This window comes from Pseudomonas sp. AFG_SD02_1510_Pfu_092, from assembly GCF_003331055.1.
GTDB lineage: Bacteria > Pseudomonadota > Gammaproteobacteria > Pseudomonadales > Pseudomonadaceae > Aquipseudomonas.
On the sequence record NZ_PUQD01000051.1, the window covers coordinates 18,925 to 39,765 of the forward strand.

The following is a 20,841-nucleotide window of genomic DNA, read 5'->3' on the forward strand; positions in this document are numbered from 1 at the left end:
GCCCGGTGGGTCCGGGAGGACCCGTTAGCCGGGGGTGGGGGTGCCGCCCGAGGGGGTGGCGGGGGCCGGCCGCGCCTCGCGCGACCTCACTTCGCGGTCAGGATCGCCTCACGCAGGGCGTTGGCCAGCTCGGCCTGGCCGTGCGCCTTGGCGATGTTCTCGCCGATCTTGAAGAACGGGAAAATCACCCGGTACTGCGGCGCGCCGTCGGTGTAGAGAAACACCGGCGCGACCTGCTTGCGGGGCTTGCGCTCCCATACACCGGTGTCATCGCCCACCGTGCCGACAAAGAAGCGCTCGGCATTGCCCTTGCGCTTACTGCGCTTGCTGCCGGTGGCGTTGGCCTGATAGCCGCGCCGCCCCTCAGCTGCGCCAAGCCCCGACAAGATGCGAGTCATGACGCCGCGCGAAACGTTGCCGTACTGGTTCAACAGGTCGGCATTGGGCACTGCGAACTGCCCGGCCTTCATCAGACCATGGGCAATCAGCGACTTCTCGAAGCGCTTGTGCGCGCGCACCCCGCCTTGCACCGCCTGCTGCAGGTAGGTGTCGGCGGGTATGCCTGTGGTCCACTGGTCTTTAAACCAGACTTTCGCGCCGCGACTCTTGGTCGCCGCCTGGGCGAACAGGCTGCGCATGGTGGTCGGCGTTGGCCGATCCAAGCGCTTACCCATAACCTCGGCAATGCCCGGCTTGATGCGATTGGTGGCCAACCGCGTTTGCGCGAGCACCAGGGCAAAGGGGATTTGCTTTCGCTGAATGTCCGAGATTTCGCGAGCCAAGGGCGCGCTATCAATATCCAGTTTCAGGTCGAGCATGTGACCCCCTTATCGACCAGACCAACCCAACTGCGCCAGGTCCGCATCAATTTTTTTGATTTCCGTGCGAAAGTGCTCGATCAGTGGCCGCTTGGCCGCTGCCACCACTTCGTCAGCCTGATAGGTGCCATTGATGCTAACCGCCAGGCCCTTGCCCGACTCCACCGCAGCCAAGACCCCAACAAGCCGATCACGCTCATAAAACAGCGAGTTCGCCAGGCCGATCTGCCGCCGATCCATTACCAGAGGCCCGCGCAACTGATAGCCAGGCCGAAACCACCAATGAAACCCAGGGCTCCGCCGGACAGAAACGGCCAGAAGGGCACCGGAAGCGAACTGATCGAAACCCCCTCACCGATACGCATGGCGGGAGGCGGCGGCAAATCCCTGGCGCGAGCCCGGGCACCGGGCAGCAGCTCAGGCAGCTCAAGCGAAACCATCGCGGCAGCACTCACAGCCACGCCGCGAGGCGAGGAAACGGCCACCTGTTGCCCGCCAGAAGTCAGCGTAAGGGTGTCGCCGTCGTCGTAAGCGCGATCAGCCGCAACACGGAATCGGCCAGCACGGCCGGGCACGAACAGCACAAATTCAGGGGTCGGTTTATCGCTCATTGCATCACCTCGTTACGTGTAACGGCGTCTTCCAGCTGGGAAATGGCGCGGCGCAGGGCGATCATGCCGCGCTCAGCCGCGTGTTGATCTACGTCGGCCATCTGACCCATGGCCTTGGCCAGCCGCTCGGCATCACCCTTCAAGCGGCAGATACCGTGCATCACCTCACCACCCAAGTGGCTAAGCATCCTTGGTCGGTCCGATACGCTCATTGCACCCCCTCGTTATCCGTTACGGCGACCGCACAGGCCGCCGCTTCTCGACATTCGAAATGGCCCTGCAGCGAGAACGCCGCCAGAACCAACAGCAACAGCAACACCGGCCGGGCAATCACGCCTCGGCCCGCTTCTCGGCCCACTTACGGCCGAGTTGACGCACTTGCTCAACACCCAGGAAGCCGACGAAGCCGGCGACCGCGTAAGACCAGCCGCCCGAAAGGCCGAACTTTTCCGCCGCAATACCCACCAGAAAAACCAGTACGCCGCTTAACACGGCCTCCAGCATCTGGCGCTTCAAGCTCGTCTCCTTGCCTTCCCAGCGCACGCGCAGCCAACTCAGGGCGAAACCCATGCAGGCGGCCAAGCCATGCTCACGCAGCAGCACAAGGAGGTCGGTCAGAAAGACCGGGTCTTTTTCGGGGGTCATGTCATCCATCTCGATACCTCCCGCGCTGGGAGAAGGCATAAAAAAACCCCCGGCCTGGAGGTCCGGGGGTTCGCTGTGGGGCAGCTTCATTGCATAGCGGCGTCCGCAAAAACACCACCATGGACAAAAGAGTACGGAAAAAGCTCAGACTTGTAAACAGCTATCCTGATAAAAACAGTAATCCTGTTAACGCAAGATAAAGTCAAGCCCCGCCCTTTTCACAGCTCCAAAGCCCTCTCCAGTTGCGCTAAGGCGCACGGCAATTCAGTTCGCCATACCCCGCCGCAACCCCGTGGCAAAGGCTTTCGGCAGTTTTCGCAGATGCGCCCAACCACAACCCCGCGCTGCTGCTGCAGCAATTCATGGTCGCGCCGCAGCAGCGTGTTGATGTATTCGGTTGTTGTATAGGGCACACCCTGAGAGCCGCGCAGTTCGCGGCCTGCAGCCAACATGGCGGCCTCGGAAGCGGCCAATCTGACCGCGATTGTCACAACCCCGGCGGCTTCGTCCCTTTCCCTTTGCTCACGCTTGCGCCGCGCCTCGGCGCTCTCGGGCTTGTCGTGACCTGTCACAGGCCAATCAATCGGTATCTCGATGCGATCCGTGGCCACATCGAGGCCGCCCATCACTGCTGCTTCTTTCATATCTGGATGCTCTTATGTAATTAGTCCTGAATACCCGCCTCAGCGCAGCCAGCCCGCCGGGTCTACGGAAGCCCGCCGCGCCGGCTGTCTCACCACCGTCTCACCCTGCAGCAGGTCAAAACCTTGCGAGTCGAGCCAGCCGTGCCACAGCTCCAGGGCATCACGCTTGATTTCTTCACCCCGGCTTTGAAAGTAGGTCGCTTCCAGATCGGTCAGCTTGTGGTTGAGCAGCAATTTGACCACCAGTGAGTCGACCTTGAGTTTTGCCCAGCACTCACGAGCCAGCTTGCGCAGGTCATGACTGGTCCACTCCCCCGCCCCCAGGCGCTCGAATACGGCAAACGCCTGGGTGCGCGACAACGGCCGACCGGGCCGGCTCAAGGAAGGGAACAGGTGACCGCCGTCATAGCCTTTGGCCAATTGGGCGTTACGGTAACGCGTGAGAAATGCCACCACCTGAGGCGTGAGCGGCCGCACATGGTCGCGCTTGGATTTGGTATCAGCGGCCGGCACAAACCACTCCGCCGCACCGAGATTGACGTTTTTCCACCGAGCCAGGCGGGTTTCACTGATTCGCGCACCGTGAGCCAGCATCATGACGGCAAAGGCAACGTCCATCGGTGACGACTCAAATAAGCCGCACCAGGCCTCCAGCAGCCCCACTACATCCACATGCCTCAAGCGAGCACCTTTTGGCTTGATCTGAACACCGGTCGACTTGCTGAAACTGGCGCGCTCTAAGGGGTTTGTTGTTATCTGTTGCAGGCCCTGGGCGCGACTGAATATCTGCTTGAGCACGCCGAACACCCCGCGCACATATGCCGGCTTGTGCTTTTCCAGCATTGGCCAGACCAGGCGACTATCGAGCACTGACGGCGTCAGTTCATACAGCTGCAGCCCCTCCAGTCGCGGGCGCAGGTGCACGCGCACCACGGACAGCACCGAGGACTTGCGACTCTTGGACAGGGTTGTATCGGTCAGCATGCGGTTGTAGTACCAGGTCAGCACCTGATCAACGCTGTTACAGCAGCCTATCGTCACCGACGCAGCCGGATCAGCCAGCAGACGGGCATGCACCGACGGCAAATGCTCTAGGAAGGCTTTCGCCGAAACATCTGGCCAGTTGGCAGCCTTCCGCCAATGGACCCGCCCGCCGGCGAAGCGCAGCACAAACCAGCTGCCAGTGTTACGGTCATGACGATACCGGAACCGAACCGGATGTCGCGGATCGTTCAGTTGGTAAACGTTGAGGTCAGCCGCATGCTTCTTAATGGCGGCTTCGGAAAGGGCAAGATTTAGGGTCCGTTTGGGCATTGCTCAGGCCTCGGCGCCGCCCGAGCCCAAGCAACGGCCGGCGCCACTTTTCCAGGGTGAAGGGAGCCCGCGACTAACTGCGTCAAGGCTTGTTTAAATTCGAAGACGCCCAGGGCGAACGCCGGGGCGGTATCTCAGCTGGTGCGCTTAGTCAGGCCGAGGTAAGGCGGCCGCCCATAGGCGCTCAGCGGTATAGGTACGAGGCTTAGCGAACAACAAGCAATGCTGGCCGCCCACCTCCCATCCACCCGCAAAGCGATAGCCGGCTAGGTCGCCACCCTCACTCATACGGTCAGTATCCGCAAAGGAAAGCCCACGCGGCAGACCGCCCGCCCGCGCCTCGGCCAGCAGATCGAAGCCCAGCGCATGCCCAAGCCGACTAATAGGGGCGCCGGCAAAGCCAGCAAACAGGGGATGAACAGCCATCATCGTTTTAGGCACTCCTCGATTTCGTCCAGCGCCTCAGTAAGCCGGCGCTTGTAGGTGGCCAAGCTGATACCCAGTGCATGGGCCTTTTCAAATTGGCCAATACTGCGCGGGTCGTACTGTTTGATGCCGCGCCTAGAACAGACCAGCCACCAACCCGCATCGAACTCCAGGCGCAGCACATCCGCCCGTAAAGGGACAGGGCCGGCCGCCATAGCCAGCACCCGTGCTTCGATTAGACTTTCTCGGCTATCAGGGGGCTCTGTGGGGCCGCTGCAGTCGCCATAGAACATTTCCCCCTTGTTATCGATCAGCTTGGCCAGCATCGTACGGCCTGCGCTTACTGGCTGGCCGTCCACGCACCACCCGGCCCAACCCTCAAGGATCGGGCGCAAAAGCTTATGCTCAAGCCTGGCCATGACTCACCTTCACACCTCAGCCGGCCTTGGCCAGCATCAGCTCGGAAAGCGCTTCCAGCGGGGCCAGCAGATGTCCCGCGCCATGGTCGCCATCGATCACGACGGAGTCGCCGTTACGGATAACGACCTCAGCAGACGGCCGGCTATACAGATGCCAGATCACGCCGCCCAGGTCGCGTACCAAGCGCGCCTCGGGCTCGGTCAGGCAGTGGGCAATCACGGTGCCCTTGACCTGGCTGCGCACTGCAGCGCCTTGCATGGCTTTACGCAGCAGGGTCGCGCGCCGGTACGCGGAGAGAGAGTTAGGCGTCGGCTGGGAGTAGACCTGCAATCCAGCTTTGCCTGACTCGACTAGGCGGGCGGCTATCGCCTCACGCTCGCGCGGGCTTCCGCCCGATAGTGCAATCAACAACGCTTCCTCCTTGGCGCGCCCTAACCGGCTGCGCGGATTTTTTCTTGGCGCAGTGCCTTGATGTGGGTATGCAAAACGTGCGGGTGCGGCGCCTCGCGAGCAGTGGTAGCGCGTATGGCGGCGGCCTCAACCTCGTCAATAGTGACGTTCGAGGCGCACCACAGGCGGAAAACGCGGCGGGTTTCAGGCTCATTGCGCAAATGCGGCGGCAGGTTGAGGTCAGCTGCAAACCATTCGGCCCATTGTTCCTCGCGGTCAAAGAGGGTACGGGAAGACGCGGCCGGATCAGGTCCGGCTAATAACGACGCCAGTTCGCCCACCAAACTCAACCGAACCCGCTCGCCTTCGTTCTTCCGGTCGACCACGCGCGCATGGTCGCAATAAGTCAGAAATTCCTGCGTGGACGCCTGGTCGCATTGTAGGGCGCGCAACAGATCGCCCCACGCAATCACAGCACTGAGGCGCTTGGCGCCATTGTCGGCGCGATCCGTGATTAGCTCGGCCAGCTTGAATAGACGCGCCAGGCCCGACAGGCCGAAACGTTGCTCAACCTTGCGACCGATCACGGACTTGACCAGCTGCAGCGGCGCCGGAATCACAGGCGAACCCTCGGCGTGAACTTTGCGGTTCCTTCCTTTACCGCCTGGGCGAACGGGTTATAAATCCCGTTGAAATCCACCCGCCCGCCGGACTTCATGACAATGTTCAGGGCAGCCGCAAAAGACGGCGGGCATTCAAAACGGCGCCACGAATCCACTGTGCGCCGCTTCTCCCCCAGCAGCTCAGCGGCCACCTTGGAAGGCGAAACGGGCGATAGCGAGTCAATCCACGCGTTCAGCTCCACACAGTTTATCCGTTTTAAACAGTAATACTGTTAATACTGGGCGGAGAGGACCGTAAAGGCAAGCGCTTTTTAGTGTTTCTTACAGTTAGAATGTATAGACTCTGATGTACCGGCCAGATAAAGGAATGCCAATGTTCGATCTACGCAGCAAAATTTCCGCACGGCTCAAGGCGTGCCGCGCCCATAAAGGGTGGACATTTGCTGAGACCGCGACCCGCCTTGGCGAGGCCATGGGGGCAAAGGTCATTCCGTCACGTTACGGTAACTGGGAGCTGGGCGAGAACCTGCCACCTCTGAGCATGCTTATTGGTATGGGCAAGATATTCGACAAGCCACCGGCCTACCTTGGCGGTCTCAGCGACGATGACGGCGATGCGCCCGAAACCAGCGGTTATGTTGTGCCCCCGCTGTCGACCGTTCCTTCTGCCGCCGGCGTAGTCGATATTGGTGATTCAGCCCTGGCCTTTCAAAAAGATTTCCTTGAAGCCAACGACCTGGACCGGCAAAACATCTTGGTGCTGTCGGCGCCCGACGACAGCATGTCACCACGCATCAGGAAAAATGACCGCGTCCTGATAGACCTTAGTGAAACCGTGGTCAGCCACGACGATATGTTTGCCATCATGATCAGCGGCCGGCCTCGCCTGCGCTGGATTCGCCAAGATCTCGACGGAAATTATGTGATTCAAGCCGAGCAGCGAGAGTATTACCCCGACGAGACCGTCACCGCAGCAAAACTCAAGGCGCTTCATATCCTCGGGCGCGTGAGAATGATTACGCAGCTACGCTGATCGAAAGCGCCCCGAAAGGGGCTTTTCTATGCCTTAGATTTACAGTTAAAATGTTTAAGACATATTTTCTGTTTGACCCGCAGTTTGGCGCTTGAATGACGCCAGAAAATCGTAACCTGATCTTCCAAGTACCGACTGTAATTGCGTTTTGCCATCACGCCCCTGGGTCTCTATAGTGTGCCCGCGACGTGATTTGTCACAAGGAGCCCCGAACAGGCCGCATCACCTTCAATGGATTGCACCATTAAGGGGCACTTTACGCACCGCATTTACAGTCTTAATGTAATTTACAGCTTGCAAGGTAGTAAGTGAAATGAATACAGGATTGCCGACCACCCAACGTAATGCGCTTGCGATCACCCCCGAAGGGACGATCGTTCTTTTCACGGAAGAGACCAGAGGCCAGCTGTATACGCACGTTCTGCGCAGGGCCGCCCAAGCACAAGGAATCGACGCTATGGCGAGCCGCGCAATCGATACCGGCGAATACAACCTGCATGCCGACATGATCCAGCACGCCGCTGCCGACCTGGCCGACGCACTGAAAGGCTTTGCCGAACTGATCGGCCAAATGCAAATCCCCCCTGCCGCCTAGTCCGCCGTCGCTCAAGGAAGACCGCAATGCAAGCTGAAATGGAAATCTACGGCGAAGATGTGATTGGCCGCCCCGGGCAGGCGCTAACCCCAAAAGAGTTACGCGTGCTGGTCGGCCTGGCAGATGGCGAAACACCGAGCGCCATTAGCCAGGCTGTCGGCATTGATACGCATGTCATGCGGCATTTCGAGGCCAGCATAAAGCGCAAGCTCGGCGCCAAGTCGCACCCGCACATGATTTCCAGGGGCTTTACCTTGGGGGTACTGATGCCGCGAGCCCTGAGCCTGCTGTTGGCCTTTCTCTGTGCCAGCGAACACATGGACGACGCCAACCGCAACAGCGCGCGCCGCTCGGGCCGTGCCAACCCCGAGTCGCGCCTGGCACGCTCTATCAGTGGGCGCAGCGCCAGTGGAGCCCGTGGCAAGTCCGAAAGCGTCTTCACAATCAGCGGCCCCGACTACGCCGAGGTTGCCCGGGCCGCCTAAGCGGGGTTTGCGACTTGCACATATTTAGATACTAAAAGGGCATTGTTTGGATATCCAAACAATGCCCTTTTAGTATCTATAGGATGTTAATTGTTATCCCTTGCACCCCTTTCCAACTGCTGCAGGCGCACCGAGGCGGCACCGCCGATCAGCAGATACAACCGCTCCAGGGTGGCCGCATCGCGCGCCTTGGCCAACTCCAGGCCCTCCACCACCCCCTCGGCTCGCTCCTGGGCGAGCAAGCAATTGACCGGCGTATCGGCATTCTCGATCCGGGCCAGCAGCTTGCGGAACTGGTCAGCCCAGCCGGCGGGCAGCACCAGGCCGGGCAGCAGGTCGCCGGTGTTACGATAACGCTCAGCCATACGAAACCTCCATGTGACCGGTCACGACCAAGATTCAACAGTAAATGCCGGAATCCCCACCGACACGGTGAAGCGCTGCAGGGTGTCGAGGCTGGCCCAGGTGCGCGGGTTCTCACGCTTGGACCGGACCGGTATCCACTTGGTGCCACGGCGCACCAACAGCACCCAGCGCTGCCGCTCCTCGGTGCTGTCCTCGGCGCGCTGCACCAGAAACTCCCGCGCCGCTTGCGTCTCCACCAGCAATGCCAGCTCGCTTTCATAGTACGCCGAACGCGCCAAACCTAACCCCTTTGCCTCGCAACCCGCCCGACCTGGGCAAAGTCGACATGATGGCCGCGCTTTTGCGTGCCGTCACGCAGGATCACCCGATTGTCGCCGTTACGCGTAACGCGGACGATTTCCCGGCCGCCCGGCAGCTGATGAAAACCTTCGCTCAGCCGCTGCCGCAGCACCCGCTCTTGCGCGGGCGTCATTTTGGATATACCTCGGCACTACGGCGCTGCCCTTGATCGCCAATCACCTTGCGCACCACCTCGGCGTCGCGCGGGTCCAGCTCGTAAACCTGCACCGCATTCAGCAGGCGTCGGCCGGCACGGTGCAGCACCTCGGTAATAGCCGACGAGCACTTGGCCTTGTTCAGCTCGGCATAAGCCTGCAGGGCCACCTCACGTAATGATTGGTCCACATACAAGTCAACCAGCAAACGGCCGTACGCCATTTCTGCAGGCGTTACGGGCTGATCCTCACGCATTGACTTGGCGTTCATGCGCGCACTCTCCGCTTCAATCGTTTGAACGCTTTATCCCACAGATATCGGTCGACCTTGTCGACCAGGGCGCGCAGCTGCTTGGCTTGCTCCTCCCCGACCGCCACGGCGGCCTCCACACCGGTGACGATACCCAGCGTGCCCCACCTGCCCACGCTCACCTGGTCGTAGCGGTCGGCCGCATACATCGAGGCCAGGCCGTGCGCGATAGGGTGGGCAAGGTTGTGCCCGATACCGATTGCCAGCAGCTCGACCAGGGCCAGGCGCAGCGCCTGGGCGTTGGCCTCGCTCAGCCTCGGCAGCCACAGGTCAAGATCAACAAAGTGCGCCACCGGGTCGCGCAGGCGCTCGCGCGTCTGCTCGAAGACCCGGGCGAAGTCGACGCCGCCATTCATGCCGCCACCTCCGCGACGCGGCGCGCCCACGACACGCACGGACCGTCCTCGGTGTCGAAGATACCCAGCAGGAACCAGCCCGCACCCGGCGGCGGCGCGGGGTTCCAGCCCTCGCAGCTGCACGAATCCTCAGTCCAGTAATGATGCGTGTCGCTGTCCAGGTCGTGATCCATGTGCCACTGCGTCAGTTCTAAGCCCTGCTGCTCAATCCAGGCTTTGAATGCGGCGTAGTCCTCGTCGAAGTCCGGCAGGCCTGGGTGATCCCACCAGCCGTCTTGGTCACGCTCGACCACCACCGGGCCGATCAGCACTACGGCGCTCATGCCGGCACCTCCCCAGCCGGCGCCACCTTTTCCAGCGAGGCCAGCGGCGCCTGCAGGCGCTGCAACAGGGCCGTCTCCCAGGCCCCCCGCAGACGACGCGCGGTGTTGACATCGATCCCACCGGCGATCACGGCGCGGGTCTGCTGCGCCAGGGCTTCGGTGTAGCAATGCAGCGCATAACGCTGGGTGGCGGCGCTGGCCAGCTGCCGCGTGACCGCCTCCCCCGCATCAGGTCTGGCCGCCTCGACCGGAGCAACCAGTGGCAGCAGCTCGTAATCGCAGTAATACGCCCACCCCTGCCGCCAGTGGCGGCCCTCACGGTCGCAGCCCTCGGCGTCGAGTTCCTCGGCCGGCGGCCGCTCGACGCGGTTGGTCTGCCGGGCCAGGTGGGTCAGCTCGCCAGCCATGACCTGCTCCACGGATTCGTCCCACCCGTCGTCCATGTAGTTGCCAATCATGTACTCGGCGTATTGGTCGCGCTCGGCGGCGCTCTTGAAGTAGTAGTGATCGCCGTCCATGGCATCGAAGACAAAAAACCGGTGCTCGGCGTCGGGGCTGTGCTGGGGAACGGGCAGGCTGCTCATGCGGTGAAGCTCCTTTTCGGCGGCGGGGTGGAATGGCTCTCAAACCACTTTACATGTTTCTGGTATCCCATTTTATAGCAAAGTGGTAATGCCGGGCACAAAAAAAGGCCCCCGAGTCGCTGGGGACTGGGGGCCCTCATTTAACATATGCACAAATTATGGACATGTGCGCCACTACGGGGACCATCACCCTTCGCGCCTGGCCTTCTCCGCCGCAAACGCCTGGTCGCGCTCCGCCGTCAACAGCTCCCAGGTCGCCACGCTGATCAGTCCATGCGTCATCAGGGCATGCAGGTAGCCGCCGACGTACATGAGGGCCGAATGCGCCTGATCATCGAAGGGCACAACCGAGGACTGGGGCAGCTCCTTGATCACAAACGCCAGTATCTCGCGGGCCTTGGCCAGCACCTGGGGATCATCACAACGTGTCGTCATAGCGGGTCCTCGATCTTGAAGGGTGGGGGTTCAGTTCGCTTTGGATTCAGCAAAGGTTGGCGGTCGGCCACCGGCCTCCCACGGCATCGGCTGACCGGTCCGCGCGCAGCTCGCGGCCACCTCCGCCCAGTGCTGCAGGCTGTGCACCGTCACGCTGGCCAACTGGTGCAGCTCAGCATCAACGGTAGCGCGCGGCAGCTCAGGGCGCCGGCTGCGGATGAGCTGAATGGCTTCCTCGTAGACCAGGCGCAGCTGGCTGTAAGTGGCGATTGCCGGGGTCATGGGCGGGGCTCCTTTCCTTTGGGGTGGGTGCAGGCGTTACGCGTAACGGTCAGTGACCGCCGAACAGGCGGCGCAGCACCGACGGGCGCACTTGCTCGCCCTTCACAGCCTGGCCATGCAGCCACTCAATACAGCGCAACAGGCCGCTTTCCTCCGGGCTGCGCTGCTCAGGGTCGGCCGCTGCCGCCAGTTGCTCCTTGAGCAGCCACAGCTGGTCACGGGTCAGGTACAGCGGGTAAGTCGGCTCACTGGCCATAATGCGTCCTCGATCTGCTGGGGCGGGGTTCAGTCGGCAATAAACGCGTAATCGTCCAGCAGGCGCGGCTCGCCCCGCTGGTCACGCACCAGGCGATCCAGGGCCATGGCCACCTCCTCCTGGGCGCGATCCAGTAACCGGCGGCGCGCTTCCATGGTGGTCGCTTGCTCGCCCTCCACCGCGCCCCGGCGCAAGGCATGCGACAGCTTGCGGTAGGCGTCCAGCTGCTCCACCGCGTGCGCGTCGAGGGTGATGGTCAGCGGCTCGCTCAGGGTCGGCAGCGGCGCGGTGCGGGCATAGCGAACTTGGGCGCTCATGGGCGGGGTTCCTTTCCTGTAGGGTCGTTACGGTAACGCCGGGCCGTCGGCCAGCTGCAAATCGGCGCCGTGCTCGCGCATGGTCGCCCGCACCTTGGCCAGGCTCGCCTCGTCCAGCGTCAGCAGCGCGGCCATGTAGAAGTGCATGTGCAGGCCCATGACCCGGGGCGTGCTGCCGCCGGTGTACTTGCGCCACTGCTGCCCCTGGGCCAGGCCGCACAGCTCGGCCATGCTCTGACTGGTCGCGCCGAGGTCGTCTTTCAGGCGCGCAAGGGCCTGCGCCGTGGGCGGCGTGTATTGGCTGATGATCTTCATGGTCACTCGGATACAGAAGGCCCCGCAGAAGCGGGGCCGGGGGATTAGCTGATGTACTTCACCAGCACCGTGGTCACGGTGGCCACCGTGCCGATCAGGGCGGTGGCGATGCCCACCGGATACCAGAAGGTTTCGCGGGTCATCTTGCCGGCCTCGGCGTTCAGCTTGCGGGTTTCCGCGATCAGCTTAACGATTTCGGCGTGGGTCTTTTCCAGATCGGCTTCGGTTTGAGTGAACGGGGTCATTGCTTCATCCTTTTCGGGTCTTGGGCCGCGCCATCTGCGCTTCCCGTGAGACGCATTATGTTCTCTTTGGGAACACAATGCAAGGCTTATCCTCATTATAGCGGGCACGTTACCCGTAACGGCTGATTACTCGACCGGCTGCGGCCGGCAGTCCGTCGAAAGCCCCTGGGCGCGCAAGCGGTCTTCAAACACTTTGACCGCCGCGAACGCCTTGCAGCGCTCCAGCTCCAGCAGTTCGCATTCAGCACGCAAGCGGGTCAGCTCGGCCTGCAGGGCGGCCACATCGACCGCCGGTGCGACCGGCTGCACGGGCGCGCCACCCAGCTCGGCAGCGATAGCGGCCAGCTCCCGCTTGAAGTGGGCATTCTCGGCCTGCAGGTTATTCACCTTGTTTACCAACCCATCGGTGCGCTTGCGCTCCTCCTTATAAGCATCCCAACCGCGCTTGGCGTCCTTATCGCGCCGCGCTTGCAGGTTGTTCACGCCTTCGGCTTCCAGGCCAAGCCTTTCGATGCGGCTAGGGTGCTCATGGGCATACAGGCGGCCGGCCAGCTCGCGGAAGCCCTGCAGCTCCCAGTCCAGCGGCTCATTGAAAGCGATGTGGGTATTCATGGCGATCCACAAATACGACAGGTCCACATCACTCAGATCAAACGTGCGGCGCCCTTCGGCCTTGGCCTGCTCGCGCTTTTCCTTCTGCCGCTGCCGGTGAAGGCGCTGCCGCGTGGCATTATCCATCGGCACCTTCTTTGCTACGGCCGCCGCCGCAACAGCGGCCGCCTGCGGAAGCCCCGACAACGGCAGCGCCTGCTGGCCGTTACGGGTAACGCCCTCCAGCGCCGGCGCAAGCCAGGCCGGCATGGCCTTCACCCACGGCTTGTCCTTGTCCTTAATCGGTACCGGCTGCCAATCCTTTTCTTGCAGGCAGCGTTCCAGCTCGGCACGTACGGCACCGGCCAGGTCGCGACCAAACCATTGGTCATAGTGAATCCAGTGCGAGCGGTAGCCGGTCGGGCTTAAGAACGGCCGGTCAAGATCGACCGCCCGCAAGTCCAGGGGAATGGTGCCGTGTGGGCCGTGACCGACTTTGGCACGGATGCGCATGCCATTCACCTCCACCAGCCATTCGCCGCCCTGCCCCCAGCTGGGGACGACGCCCGGGACTGCAGCCAGCTGACGCTCCAGGCGTACCAGCGAGCCGTTATCAACGGCGCACCCCTTGAAGCTGTCGCCGTGCAGACGATACGCCACCGCGTCATAACGCAGCTTGGCCATTGCCGCCTGCTCGGGCGCATTGCCGCGAATTGCGTCATTGAACAGTGCCAGGCTGTCAGCGGCCATTTGCTCCAAGGCCTCACCTTCCGTAGCAACCGGCAGCGATGCCAGCACCTCAAGGAATTCGGGCTTCGACTCAAGCGGCACATATTGCTGCTTATTGGTGGTGACTTTCTTGCGGGTCATTTGGCGTCTCCTTGGCCGCTCTGGCACGCAGCAACTATACCGCAAGATGGATGCTGTTTAAATACCTTTTGAATATCCTTTTAGTACTTGTTTGATATTCTTTAGGCAAGAAAAAGCCCGCTCCGATAACTGGGCGGGCTTGGGTGAATAAGGGTCGATTACAGGCCGGCATCCATCAGCCGGCGCAGGGCAATTTTGATCAGTGCTGGTCGGGATAGGTTGCCGTTGCGCTCGCGGAACGCGTCAACCTCGGCAAGAAATTCAGGCTCCAGGCCAACCGCAAACATTTCACGCTTACCGCGCACACTCTTGCGCTTACCACTGTCAGGCGCCGCCGCTGCCGCTTTCACTGCTGCGCGCTCCGCAGCTGGATCCACGGCCGCTGGCTTGGCTCGTTCGATTAAGGACATAAGTATTCTTCCAATATCTAAGAGATATTCTAAGGATACCGCAAGGGCACCCTAAGAGCATTAGAAAATTGCCTCGATCAAGGCGTCAAGCTCCTTAATTGCCTTGGGGTCGCGATCACGCGCCGGAACCTCATGCAACGATAGCCCGCGCGCCGAAGCTGAGGAGATCGGCTTGCGCCTGACCACGGTGCGAGGCAAATAGCGCAACTCCGTCAGGCCTTCCAAAATCTTCTGCGCATACAGGTTATCGGCTGACAGCTTCTTGGGCTCGGCCTTGTTCAGGAACGAATACACCGGCAGCGGGTTATCGCCCCGCTCCGCCTGAATCGAGTTGATCAGCGGAATGAGTTCATCAAACAGCGCGTCCAGCTCAAAGTCGCCTGGCTCCATCGGCACCAGCATCAGGTCAGCAATCATCATGGCATGCCGCAAGGCGGTACTGTCACGGCCACCAGCGTCAATGATGATGTCATCGTACTGATCGCGCAGACGAAGAACCTGGGCGCGCAACTCGTCGCCGTCGGGGTACGCAACCATGGTCAGGCGCGGCGCTATGCCCGCCGCCGAGCGGCGCTCGATGGCATTGGTAAGCGATTTTTGCCGGTCACCGTTGACCACCAACACCGATTTGCCTTGCCGCGCTCGACCTGCGGCCAGCTGCACCGTGGTGGTGGTTTTGCCAATGCCGCCTTTTGTGTGGCCGACGAGTGTAATTCCCATCTTGCGCATCCTTGAGGAGTTAAATGGATACATAAAGGATATCCATTAGGTACTTTAAGTCAATCCCTAGGATGCCCTTTTTGCGTTGCGGGGGCGAAATCATCAGCCACGCCTGCCGCGTTCAGCTGGAAGCGCGCGAGGCACCAAGATCAACCGCCAGGCTGACTCGCCCCTACCCCATTGGCCGATCTGCAATAACGCATCGCAACAGCCTTCCAGGCGCTGCCGGCCAAGCAGGCCAACACAAGGGCTAGACCACCCCCCTCGCTGTCCACCCGGAGCGCGTACGCGCGACCTACGGGCGCGATAGCGCCGGCGTAGTGAAGGAAGGGTCGCTAGCGCGTTCTGGCGTCGTATAGAGCCCTTGGCGCGGCCCTGACTGGAACGGAAGCCCCAAGGCGAAATGGCGGCCTCAAGTGGGCACGGTCCTGCCCCCGCGCCATAGGCGCGAAGTGGGGCAGGCATCATCTGCCTGGCGTAGCCAGGCGAAACAGAAAGCTGTCTCGGCGCAGCCGAGGCCTAGTCGGGCAGGCCCGCAGGGCGTGCCCTGTTTCTCAGGTACGAATGGGGAAAAGCACAGTTACTACTTAAATCCACTTTAGACCTACCTAATAATGGCGGCCCTGGGATGGCCGTGCGCGGCCTGTGCATAACCGCAAAATCGGTGGCCAGAACGGGGGCTAAACAGCCCTATGGGGGTGCTTGCAGGGGCTTAAACAGGGGTTGGGAGGTGATGCGGGGAGGAGGGTTAGCGGGCGCCCACGACGAAGCACCCGAGGGATCGGGGAAGGTTACAGCGGGGTCTAGGAGGTTTCGTGTATGCCTTTGGCTGCCAGCCAGGCCTTGAAGCTCAGGCCGCCGGCCTGAGCGAACAACTTGACGTTCTCGGCGCCGCGCAACGGCCGCTGTAGCTTGGCCTCAATGCCGGCGGTGAGCTTGGCCGCGTAGATTTCCCACTCGGTGCGCAGTATGTCCAAGTCGAGGTTGTCGCGGTGAATGTTGACTCTGACGGTCTTGTGCGCACGGCTGGGCTTCTGGTTCTTGGCCTTGGTGCCGAACACCTCGCGCAGCATCAGGTCGACCTGCAGGCCTTTCTCCAGCTCGTCGACCTCGTCTGCGGTCTGGATGCCGAAGATGCGCGCCCGGGCCAGGAAGATGGCCACGCGCTTGTAGGCCGCATCGCGGGCCTTTTTCATCACGCCACCGGTGATAGAGCCAAACAGGCGAATGAATTTCTCGCTGACCGTCTTGATCGCCGGCCGGCCGCGCAGCTCGTCGTTGCCCTTGTCTTCGTACTGCTCGAACACGGTAATGGCGCCGGCGTTTTTGAGCCACTTAAAGGCGCGCCAGAATCGGGAGGTAGGGAAGCGCTTCACGGCATCGCGGTTGTCTGGGTCGCGGCCTTCGCGAACCATGCCGCAGCGCTCGGCCAGGTCAAGGGCGCTGTAGTTTTTGAATTGGCCGTCCTTGAGGTAATAGCCCACGCGCAGGGACGCCAAGTCGATGGCCGAGGCGATGGCGTGCCAGACCAGGCTGACCGCCTCGCGGTTCTCGCTGCGCACCTGGCGGTTGCTGCCATCAAGGTTGTATTTGTGCTGGTGGAAACCCAAGGACTTCATGACGTTAGGGTCGCTGAAAAACTCAACGGCCCGCTTCATGTTCTTGGTGAGTACACGCGGCAGGCAGCCATGATCAGCTTTGACCTTGGGGAGCGCCAGGCGATCAACGGCGAAACGCTCGGGCGAGTGCCCGCAGCGGTTACCTGTGCCCAAGTTCGCGCCTGGGTGCGCATACGGTCTACGCCCCCACATGGGCGAGACCTGCCCAATCTCGGGCAGACAATCGGTCATTTAGCCTCAATCCTTCAAAGCAATGGGCTTGCTTAGAAGATGACCGGCGGCTAAACTCTGACCTTGCTGCGGTCGCTAGAGCGGATAGCTTAGCCGATCACCAAAAAGCCTGGGGCGCCAACCCCGGGCTTTTTCTTTTTCTAAACCCTTGTTTTTTCTACTTTCGATCCTTGCTAGGCAAGGCCGAACGCCACAGAGAATAGCAAAGGCGCTCGGCTTTTAACATCTAAACTGTTTAAAAAATTTCCTTTCCTCGCGACGGGTGACCAAAACCGGCCACGCGTTACGCTGTCCGATAGTAGCTCTACCCACTTCCCTTTGGGGAAAAGATTTCGTCTCGGTTACAAGTTGCCACCCCCCGATACCGAACGCGCATAAGCCTGACAGGCCTGCAGCGCCTTCAATCCGTCGTCACCTTCGCCGGTGATGGCGATAATTCGTTGAGCATGCGCTGGGTCAAGTTGGACGCGCGCGGGGCCATGAACCACGCGTCGGGTGCCGGCGGCGGTTGGCAACCCACAGTTACCACCAATGGGGACGGCGGCGTTGTCGATGAGGACTGACAGCCGGACGTTAGCAGTAGCAAGCTGGCCAGCAAGGCGCTTGCGGTCTTCTTGAGCATCGTTCAATTCCTTGTAGTGGGTGGCACTGCTCGCCTGCAGGCGCTGTTCCAGGGCGCTGCGCTCGGCCTGGGCGGTTTGCAGCTGACCCAGGGCCTTGGCGCTGGCCTGGCTACGCTCCTGCGCGTACTCCTCGCGCACCTCGGCCAACTGCTTGTCGTATTCGTTGGCCTGCCACAGCCAGGCGCTGCGGCCGCCGACCGCAAGGCCCAGTAACAGCGCCAGGGCCGTCAGGCGCCAATTAAGACCGCTCATGCGCCCAGCACCTTGCGGGCCGCATCCCACAGCGCCATGCGGTCAGCAATGCCGTTGACGCCGCCGTTTATCTTGCGGGTGATACCGACGAAGTCGCCCCGATCCGCCAGCGTGTTGAGGCCGCGCGAATGCCAGAACCAGGCGGCCGACGCGGCCGCGTACTGCGGCTGCTCGAGCAGCTCGGGCTGGTTGACCAGGTCAAGGCCCAGCGCCTCGCCGCAGGCCCGGTAATTGGTCAGGCCGGTAATTTGGATCAGGCCCCGGCCGCGATACTTCTGGCCGTCGCCATCGGCCGCCGGCGTGTTGCCCAGCCGCTCGGCGAGCGTGCCGGTGTCGTACTTGGCCAGGTACTTGTCATTGCCCAGCTCGCGCACGTAACGGAACTGGCCGGATTCATGGCCGATCTGCGCGATAAACGCGGCCTGCCGCGCCGGCGTGACGATTCCGCGCGCGCCCATGGCGGCATTGAGGACGGGTGCAAAAACGCCGGCTTTGGGGCCGGCGTGCGGGAGAATGTGCAACAACTGCTGGGGGGTAATGCTCATGCGTCCTTACTCCTTTGGTGTTCGCTCACGCGGGGCCTACGTCCACGGTCTTGAGCGTTTTGGGTTCTTTGTTCTTCTTGCCTTTGGCGGTGGCCTTGCCCTTCTTGCCGCCGTTGCACTCGACGGTCGTGGTCCAGCCCGAGGCGGTAAACACCTGCTCGACGCTGTCCACCAGGTACTCGCCATCGAGCCCGTTCTTGAAGCCCTGGGCGCTGATGGTCCGTTCGGCAAACAGGTCGGTACGCCCGACCATTTCCAGGCGCACGGCGGCGGTGCTGCGGTTGAACGCGGCCAGCCGCGCCTTGGCGGCCTGCTCGGCGGCGCTCTTGTTGGGGTAGATATGGCGGTCGGTGTGCACGCCCGGCAGGCCGGCGGGGGCGTCGTCGTTGCCCAGCTCCACCACGTTCAGCCTGCCGGTCGCCTTGTCTTGGTGCTGGGTCTTCACCGCCTTCTGCGTGCTGCGGTCGCCCAACCGGAACGAATAGCGGCTCACATCGGCGCGGCTGATGGTGACGGTGCCGATTGCCTTGCCGCCCGCGCTCTGCCCGCCCTGGCGCGGCAGTACCAACAGCTTGCCGCTGGCCACCTTGGCGGTGCAGTCGTATTGCTTGGCCAGGCGGGTAATGAAATTGAAATCGGATTCGTTGCGCTGGTCGACGCGGGGCACTTTAGTCTGGACCGTGCAGCCAGGCTCCCAGCCATTGCGGGCGGCCACATCGCTGACGATGCTGGCCAGCGCCGTATCCTCCCAACTGCCGCTGCGGGTGGTCTTGCCACTGCCGCGCATGTCGCTGGCCTTGCCGCGCAGGGTGATAGTGTCCGGCGGGCCGGTCACCTCGACCTCGTCCACGACGTAACTGCCGAGACGCGCCAGGGCCTGCGCGCTGCGCCCTAAATAGACCTCGATCTTGGCGCCGCGCGACGGCAGCGTGACGGCTTGGTCGCGGTCGTCAATGCGCAGCTCGAACTCGTCCGACTCCATGCCGGGCTTGTCCGAGGTGCGCAGCAGCAGCAAACGGTCGTTGATCAGCGCGGTAATGTCCTTGCCGTCTGCGATGATTTGAAACGCGGGTTTCATGGTGACTCCAGAAAAGAAAAACCCCGCACGGGGCGGGGTTCGTTACGCGTAACGCGGGATCAGTCCCACAGGGTGACCTGCTCGTTTTCGGCGGCCGCCAGGTCCGGCAGGTGAATTAGCACGCCGGCGCGGTACGGCTGCGGTTCCTCGGCAAGCCCTTGATTGGCTTTCAGCACGGCCTCGACGGTGCCCACCAGGGTGCCGTAATAGGCGTGACACAGGCTGTCGAGCAGGTCGCCGTTAGACGTTCTGCATGTCATTGCCATAAGCGACAAACTCCAAGCTAAAGCCCTGTTTGCGCGGAACGCCGCCGGCGAGCAGCGCGCCCTGTTCCTCGTCCACGCTCAGCAAGCACCAGGTGCCCAGCACTTCGCCGTAGCCCGTGGTCAGCGACAACGGCTGCAGCCGCCGGCCGATGCTGCGCAGCTCGTTCAACTGGCCGATACCGCCCCGGAACAACGGGAAGATCGCGCCCTTGATCGTCAGCTTGTCCTCGCCCTGCCCTACGGCCTGCTGCGCAATCTCGCGCGTCAGGCGCTCCTGCCCGGCCCAGCGAAACGCGGTCTTGCGCACCAGCTCGTCAAACGCGGCCGTGTCCAAATTGAAGTAATAGGGCTTAAGTTTCGGGTCCTGGGGCTGCAGGATCAGCAGATGCGGGAACGGCGCCCCGGCAGCGGCCGCCGGCGTCATGTCGCTGGCAAAGACGCTGGTCGGGAAGATGTTCCCCAGGCTTGGGGCCAGAGATCCGGAAATGCGGTTTACCGCCGCAACGGCCCTGCCGGCCTGTTCCTTGAAGGCCCCCAGGCGATCCTGCACCTGCGAGGCCGCCGAAACGGCCTGGCTGTACTTCGACGCCACCTGCCCCACGGTGGACTGCGCCGCGTTGATCTGGCGCATGGTGCGCTGCAGCTTCTCGCCCATCCCCGGGCCGATCACTGGCAGGCCGTCCAATTCCGAGGCCGCCCCCGTCATGTCGCTTACCGCGCCGCTCAGCGGCCCCAGCATGCCCTGCAGGCTGGTACGGCCAGCCACCCCGGCCGACACCAGCGACGACAGCGCAGACCCCATTAGCTCCATGTAGGCCATGGCACCTCCTTACGCGACATCCGCCGCATCGAACAAGTTAACCGAGGCCTGGCGTGCTGCCACCTCGCGCTGGAACCCTTCAAACATCACGCGCAACGCCTGTTCGGCCTCGCGCACGACCTGGTTAGGGTCTTTGACATCACCGTTAACGGTAATGGGCATGACCGGCGCGAAGGTAAACGACTGGTCGACCTTCGCCGGCTCGGGCTTGGCCTTCTCCGCCGCCTTGGCCACTGCCGGCGCCACGGCTGCAGGTGCGGGCGACTCATTGACCAGGGCACGTACCACCGCCCCCGGCTCAGCGGCCGGCTGTCCGACTGGCGCGGAGGCTTCTACCGCCGGCGCCGGCTTGGCACGCACCGCATCACCCAGGGCCGGCGATGGCTTGGCCATCGGCTCAGACGGCTGCGGCACCTGGGCGACAGCAGCACCGACCACCGGCAGCTCCGCCGCCACCTGCTCGGGCTGGTCTTCACCGAACAATTTCTTGCCCAGCCAGCCCCCGACGGATTCGCCACCCAGCCCACCC

At 62.3% G+C, this 20,841-nt stretch carries 36 protein-coding genes and 1 pseudogene; 3 read left to right on the top strand and 34 right to left on the bottom strand.

From position 1 onward, the window contains the following. Nucleotides 1-86 precede the first annotated feature (86 nt). From C6A77_RS19300 to C6A77_RS19355, 11 genes are all read right to left on the bottom strand, one after another. A complete protein-coding gene (locus tag C6A77_RS19300; RefSeq protein WP_114170901.1) occupies nucleotides 87-818 on the bottom strand; it encodes a hypothetical protein in 732 nt (243 codons plus the stop codon). 9 nt (nucleotides 819-827) lie between these two features. Further along, the gene (locus C6A77_RS19305; RefSeq protein ID WP_114170902.1) at nucleotides 828-1,058 is read right to left on the bottom strand and encodes a hypothetical protein; all 231 of its coding nucleotides are present in this window, start codon (nucleotides 1,056-1,058) and stop codon (nucleotides 828-830) included. Continuing rightward, entirely contained in the window at nucleotides 1,058-1,429 is a 372-nt protein-coding gene (locus C6A77_RS19310) for a hypothetical protein (RefSeq protein WP_114170903.1), read from the bottom strand. Before C6A77_RS19310 ends, C6A77_RS19305 begins: the two co-directional genes overlap by 1 nt. After that, the gene (locus C6A77_RS19315) at nucleotides 1,426-1,641 is read right to left on the bottom strand and encodes a hypothetical protein (RefSeq protein ID WP_133295901.1); all 216 of its coding nucleotides are present in this window, start codon (nucleotides 1,639-1,641) and stop codon (nucleotides 1,426-1,428) included. Before C6A77_RS19315 ends, C6A77_RS19310 begins: the two co-directional genes overlap by 4 nt. Before the next feature lie 118 nt (nucleotides 1,642-1,759). Next, a complete protein-coding gene (locus C6A77_RS19320) occupies nucleotides 1,760-2,083 on the bottom strand; it encodes a phage holin, lambda family (RefSeq protein ID WP_114170905.1) in 324 nt (107 codons plus the stop codon). 209 nt (nucleotides 2,084-2,292) lie between these two features. Then, nucleotides 2,293-2,718, bottom strand: coding sequence for a hypothetical protein (locus C6A77_RS19325; RefSeq protein WP_133295902.1), 426 nt, complete (start codon nucleotides 2,716-2,718; stop codon nucleotides 2,293-2,295). Between the two features lie 39 nt (nucleotides 2,719-2,757). Next, entirely contained in the window at nucleotides 2,758-4,032 is a 1,275-nt protein-coding gene (locus C6A77_RS19330; RefSeq protein WP_114170907.1) for a site-specific integrase, read from the bottom strand. Between the two features lie 425 nt (nucleotides 4,033-4,457). Next, entirely contained in the window at nucleotides 4,458-4,784 is a 327-nt protein-coding gene (locus tag C6A77_RS19340) for a hypothetical protein (RefSeq protein WP_133295903.1), read from the bottom strand. 109 nt (nucleotides 4,785-4,893) lie between these two features. After that, a complete protein-coding gene (locus C6A77_RS25390) occupies nucleotides 4,894-5,289 on the bottom strand; it encodes a hypothetical protein (protein ID WP_133295904.1) in 396 nt (131 codons plus the stop codon). Nucleotides 5,290-5,309: 20 nt separating this feature from the next. Then, entirely contained in the window at nucleotides 5,310-5,855 is a 546-nt protein-coding gene (locus tag C6A77_RS19350) for a hypothetical protein (protein ID WP_133295905.1), read from the bottom strand. A gap of 29 nt (nucleotides 5,856-5,884) precedes the next feature. Then, nucleotides 5,885-6,133 (bottom strand): hypothetical protein, encoded by a 249-nt coding sequence (locus C6A77_RS19355; RefSeq protein ID WP_114170912.1) that lies wholly within the window; start codon nucleotides 6,131-6,133, stop codon nucleotides 5,885-5,887. A 131-nt stretch (nucleotides 6,134-6,264) separates the two neighbouring features. On the opposite strand from C6A77_RS19355, the gene C6A77_RS19360 reads away from it, so the two are divergent. From C6A77_RS19360 to C6A77_RS19365, 3 genes are all read left to right on the top strand, one after another. Further along, nucleotides 6,265-6,924, top strand: a complete 660-nt coding sequence (locus C6A77_RS19360) for a LexA family transcriptional regulator (protein WP_114170913.1) — start codon at nucleotides 6,265-6,267, stop codon at nucleotides 6,922-6,924. Nucleotides 6,925-7,237: 313 nt separating this feature from the next. After that, complete coding sequence (locus C6A77_RS25480; RefSeq protein WP_153064664.1) at nucleotides 7,238-7,519, top strand: hypothetical protein; 282 nt, start codon at nucleotides 7,238-7,240, stop codon at nucleotides 7,517-7,519. 26 nt (nucleotides 7,520-7,545) lie between these two features. Then, on the top strand, nucleotides 7,546-8,004 hold the full coding sequence (locus C6A77_RS19365) for a LuxR C-terminal-related transcriptional regulator (RefSeq protein WP_114170914.1): 459 nt from the start codon (nucleotides 7,546-7,548) through the stop codon (nucleotides 8,002-8,004). Between the two features lie 86 nt (nucleotides 8,005-8,090). Here C6A77_RS19365 and C6A77_RS19370 read toward each other — a convergent pair whose 3' ends face one another. The 23 genes and pseudogenes from C6A77_RS19370 to C6A77_RS19480 all read right to left on the bottom strand — a co-directional run. Next, nucleotides 8,091-8,369: a hypothetical protein gene (locus tag C6A77_RS19370; RefSeq protein WP_114170915.1), complete on the bottom strand. Its 279-nt coding sequence runs from the start codon at nucleotides 8,367-8,369 to the stop codon at nucleotides 8,091-8,093. Between the two features lie 21 nt (nucleotides 8,370-8,390). Continuing rightward, complete coding sequence (locus tag C6A77_RS19375) at nucleotides 8,391-8,648, bottom strand: transcriptional regulator (protein ID WP_114170916.1); 258 nt, start codon at nucleotides 8,646-8,648, stop codon at nucleotides 8,391-8,393. A gap of 2 nt (nucleotides 8,649-8,650) precedes the next feature. Further along, entirely contained in the window at nucleotides 8,651-8,842 is a 192-nt protein-coding gene (locus tag C6A77_RS19380) for a hypothetical protein (RefSeq protein ID WP_114170917.1), read from the bottom strand. Further along, the gene (locus C6A77_RS19385) at nucleotides 8,839-9,135 is read right to left on the bottom strand and encodes a hypothetical protein (protein WP_133295906.1); all 297 of its coding nucleotides are present in this window, start codon (nucleotides 9,133-9,135) and stop codon (nucleotides 8,839-8,841) included. The genes C6A77_RS19380 and C6A77_RS19385 overlap by 4 nt, the downstream gene beginning before the upstream one ends. Further along, nucleotides 9,132-9,569 carry a hypothetical protein gene (locus C6A77_RS19390; protein ID WP_133295907.1) on the bottom strand — a complete coding sequence of 146 codons (438 nt, stop codon included), beginning with the start codon at nucleotides 9,567-9,569 and terminating at the stop codon, nucleotides 9,132-9,134. The genes C6A77_RS19385 and C6A77_RS19390 overlap by 4 nt, the downstream gene beginning before the upstream one ends. Next, complete coding sequence (locus tag C6A77_RS19395; RefSeq protein ID WP_114170920.1) at nucleotides 9,527-9,853, bottom strand: hypothetical protein; 327 nt, start codon at nucleotides 9,851-9,853, stop codon at nucleotides 9,527-9,529. The genes C6A77_RS19390 and C6A77_RS19395 overlap by 43 nt, the downstream gene beginning before the upstream one ends. After that, a complete protein-coding gene (locus tag C6A77_RS19400) occupies nucleotides 9,850-10,437 on the bottom strand; it encodes a hypothetical protein (protein ID WP_114170921.1) in 588 nt (195 codons plus the stop codon). Before C6A77_RS19400 ends, C6A77_RS19395 begins: the two co-directional genes overlap by 4 nt. Nucleotides 10,438-10,623: 186 nt before the next feature. After that, entirely contained in the window at nucleotides 10,624-10,872 is a 249-nt protein-coding gene (locus tag C6A77_RS19405) for a hypothetical protein (RefSeq protein ID WP_133295908.1), read from the bottom strand. 30 nt (nucleotides 10,873-10,902) lie between these two features. Next, on the bottom strand, nucleotides 10,903-11,154 hold the full coding sequence (locus C6A77_RS19410) for a hypothetical protein (RefSeq protein WP_114170923.1): 252 nt from the start codon (nucleotides 11,152-11,154) through the stop codon (nucleotides 10,903-10,905). Between the two features lie 49 nt (nucleotides 11,155-11,203). After that, on the bottom strand, nucleotides 11,204-11,410 hold the full coding sequence (locus C6A77_RS19415) for a hypothetical protein (protein ID WP_114170924.1): 207 nt from the start codon (nucleotides 11,408-11,410) through the stop codon (nucleotides 11,204-11,206). 29 nt (nucleotides 11,411-11,439) lie between these two features. Then, nucleotides 11,440-11,727: a hypothetical protein gene (locus tag C6A77_RS19420; protein WP_114170925.1), complete on the bottom strand. Its 288-nt coding sequence runs from the start codon at nucleotides 11,725-11,727 to the stop codon at nucleotides 11,440-11,442. A gap of 27 nt (nucleotides 11,728-11,754) precedes the next feature. Then, nucleotides 11,755-12,042 (bottom strand): XRE family transcriptional regulator, encoded by a 288-nt coding sequence (locus C6A77_RS19425; protein WP_114170926.1) that lies wholly within the window; start codon nucleotides 12,040-12,042, stop codon nucleotides 11,755-11,757. Between the two features lie 44 nt (nucleotides 12,043-12,086). Further along, nucleotides 12,087-12,287 (bottom strand): hypothetical protein, encoded by a 201-nt coding sequence (locus tag C6A77_RS19430; RefSeq protein ID WP_114170927.1) that lies wholly within the window; start codon nucleotides 12,285-12,287, stop codon nucleotides 12,087-12,089. A 126-nt stretch (nucleotides 12,288-12,413) separates the two neighbouring features. Then, the gene (locus tag C6A77_RS19435; RefSeq protein WP_114170928.1) at nucleotides 12,414-13,748 is read right to left on the bottom strand and encodes a hypothetical protein; all 1,335 of its coding nucleotides are present in this window, start codon (nucleotides 13,746-13,748) and stop codon (nucleotides 12,414-12,416) included. A 158-nt stretch (nucleotides 13,749-13,906) separates the two neighbouring features. Next, on the bottom strand, nucleotides 13,907-14,158 hold the full coding sequence (locus tag C6A77_RS19440) for a hypothetical protein (RefSeq protein WP_114170929.1): 252 nt from the start codon (nucleotides 14,156-14,158) through the stop codon (nucleotides 13,907-13,909). 60 nt (nucleotides 14,159-14,218) lie between these two features. Continuing rightward, nucleotides 14,219-14,878: an AAA family ATPase gene (locus C6A77_RS19445; protein ID WP_114170930.1), complete on the bottom strand. Its 660-nt coding sequence runs from the start codon at nucleotides 14,876-14,878 to the stop codon at nucleotides 14,219-14,221. 803 nt (nucleotides 14,879-15,681) lie between these two features. Beyond that, entirely contained in the window at nucleotides 15,682-16,650 is a 969-nt protein-coding gene (locus C6A77_RS19450; protein WP_114170931.1) for a hypothetical protein, read from the bottom strand. 419 nt (nucleotides 16,651-17,069) lie between these two features. After that, nucleotides 17,070-17,603, bottom strand: coding sequence for a lysis system i-spanin subunit Rz (locus tag C6A77_RS19455; protein WP_114170932.1), 534 nt, complete (start codon nucleotides 17,601-17,603; stop codon nucleotides 17,070-17,072). After that, on the bottom strand, nucleotides 17,600-18,148 hold the full coding sequence (locus C6A77_RS19460; protein ID WP_114170933.1) for a glycoside hydrolase family 19 protein: 549 nt from the start codon (nucleotides 18,146-18,148) through the stop codon (nucleotides 17,600-17,602). Before C6A77_RS19460 ends, C6A77_RS19455 begins: the two co-directional genes overlap by 4 nt. 25 nt (nucleotides 18,149-18,173) lie before the next feature. Further along, nucleotides 18,174-19,226: a contractile injection system protein, VgrG/Pvc8 family gene (locus C6A77_RS19465; RefSeq protein ID WP_114170934.1), complete on the bottom strand. Its 1,053-nt coding sequence runs from the start codon at nucleotides 19,224-19,226 to the stop codon at nucleotides 18,174-18,176. Between the two features lie 59 nt (nucleotides 19,227-19,285). Beyond that, nucleotides 19,286-19,492, bottom strand: a complete 207-nt coding sequence (locus tag C6A77_RS19470) for a tail protein X (RefSeq protein ID WP_114170935.1) — start codon at nucleotides 19,490-19,492, stop codon at nucleotides 19,286-19,288. Next, entirely contained in the window at nucleotides 19,467-20,312 is an 846-nt protein-coding gene (locus C6A77_RS19475) for a phage tail protein (protein WP_114170936.1), read from the bottom strand. Before C6A77_RS19475 ends, C6A77_RS19470 begins: the two co-directional genes overlap by 26 nt. A gap of 9 nt (nucleotides 20,313-20,321) precedes the next feature. Continuing rightward, nucleotides 20,322-20,841 (bottom strand): annotated as a pseudogene (locus C6A77_RS19480) (phage tail tape measure protein); the annotation flags it as partial.